The following is a 2,028-nucleotide window of genomic DNA, read 5'->3' on the forward strand; positions in this document are numbered from 1 at the left end:
CGCCACACCTGATCCTTTCAAAACCAATTGCATTCGAAGTATTTCGGTTGGAATTTTGATTACGCCTGGAATGAAAAAGAAATTTAAATTTATGGAGAACAATTCCTTACAAAAGCAAGTTGTAGGTGTTACCTGTGAGACGTGTGCGGTTAAGGATTGTTTGGAGAGAGCCTCGCCACCCATTCATTTAGAGCAAAAAATGCGTAACGAAAACACAGCATTAATCGTGGAGCAGTATGTAGCGAAGTACAGTTAGTAAAACATAACATGTAATAGAGAAGTACCAATAATTTCCTTTTAAATTGTCGGTACTTTTTTATCGTATTTTGATTACTCCACCCACTTATAATAACGAGCTCCTAGTAAGTTGGAGTTTTCGCTCTCAATACGATCCAAAATCCATTCGTTTTTTGGGCTACAAACGCTGGTTTTTTGTTCTTTTTTATGCAGTTTTTCATAGGTTTCAAAGTTTATTTCAAAGCTTTTTTCTAAGGTCTCAAAGAGGTTTACGTCTTTTAGGGCAAATTGCCAGTCCTGTTGAATGGTTCCTTCGAAAACTTTTGATTTTGATCCGCTTCCGTAGGCTAAGAAACCAAATGTACTTCCAGCTATTTCTTTTTGAGTATTGTTAAAATGTGCTAAAGTCGATAATAAGCCCATAAAAATAGATCCTGTATAAAGATTTCCTATCAAGGACGAAGCAATTTCCGCAGGCATTAATTTTTCAGTTACAAACGATTTGTAAGTTCCAGATTTACTGATTTCTCTCAACTTATTTTGGTACTCCTCAGCATTTTCAGTACCTGTAATAATTGCATTGGAAGCATCCAATGCATAAATTTCAGTTAGCATACGTCGTCCTTGATAGGCATACGGCAAGTGCATGACAATACTTTTCCAAGAATCATATAATGTCTCGCTGGAGTTTTTTAATTTCTTAAAGGAGAAATATGCATCTTTAGTCCTGTCCATATAACACTGATTGGAGTATTGGCCATCAAATATGGGTTGATCTTTATGGATTTCTATTTCACTTTCTAGATTGTCAAACCAAGGTTCATTTGTTGCATTGCCAGTGATTTCTTTTTTAGAAAGGGTTCGGTACGGTTTAAAGAAATCAAAAACGCCTTTGGTACTGGTTGCCCAATGGTTTTCAAATGAAATAATTCTGGGATTGGCGGTAAGCAACATTGCTAGTGCGCCTGCGCCTTGCGTGTATTCGCCAGTAGAATTTAAATCGTATTTAGCAAAATCGGTTGCAACAACAATTGCTTTTTTCGTGGGGTTCAACCGTATAAAATCAAGACAGTTTTGCATGGCATCTACGCCAGCAATGCAAGCAAAAGTAAAATCGACCACATCACAGGAGGCTAAAGTATTTGCGCCAAATTTTTGTTCCATCAAGGCTACTAGAAAAGAGCTTATTGGTTTAGAGCTGTCTATAGCACTTTCAGTTCCAACATAAATTCGGGCGATATCGGTAAGATCAATATTGTGATCTACAATTAATTTAGTTAATGCGTTGGCGCCAAAAACTACAGCATCTTGGTGAACATCTGGCAATGTCATTTTGAGTAGCCCTAATCCTTTCTCTAATTTTACGGGTTCTATAGATCTGGCATTCGCCAATGTGCGTATCGGTAAATGTATTTTTGCTACATCAAAAGTTATTGCGTCAATTCCGGTTTTCATACTTCAAATTTTAAGAGTAAAGTTATAAATGCAGAACTCTGAAACCATCATTTTTTAATATATAAAATTATCTTCATCTGCGTTTTTACTAAATTGGAAATAAAGCATAGTAAAAACTATTGAATTACTATTTTAAGCGCTAATTAAAGCTTGGTTTATGTCAATTTCGTGATGAGGTATTTAAGGTTTTTTTCTTTTTTGTTTAATCGTTTTTAAGGAGGTTTTTATATTTTTGAAAGCTAATTAGGGATTTCTTGATTTTCTGCATAAAACACTTTAAAATCATTATAAATAACAGCGAAAAGGTTGTAGTTACTGTCTAATTGACTTATTTTT

The 2,028-nt window shown here is 35.0% G+C and carries 2 protein-coding genes; one reads left to right on the forward strand and one right to left on the reverse strand.

The window, feature by feature from the left end:
- The coding region (locus AC061C_RS15645; RefSeq protein ID WP_478291942.1) for a short-chain fatty acyl-CoA regulator family protein at nucleotides 1-256 on the forward strand (256 nt) is incomplete at its 5' end.
- Between the two features lie 74 nt (nucleotides 257-330).
- Here AC061C_RS15645 and AC061C_RS15650 read toward each other — a convergent pair.
- Nucleotides 331-1,692, reverse strand: coding sequence for a hydroxymethylglutaryl-CoA synthase family protein (locus AC061C_RS15650; protein ID WP_478291943.1), 1,362 nt, complete (start codon nucleotides 1,690-1,692; stop codon nucleotides 331-333).
- Nucleotides 1,693-2,028: the final 336 nt, after the last annotated feature.

The organism is Flavobacterium sp. GNP010 (genome assembly GCF_056428945.1).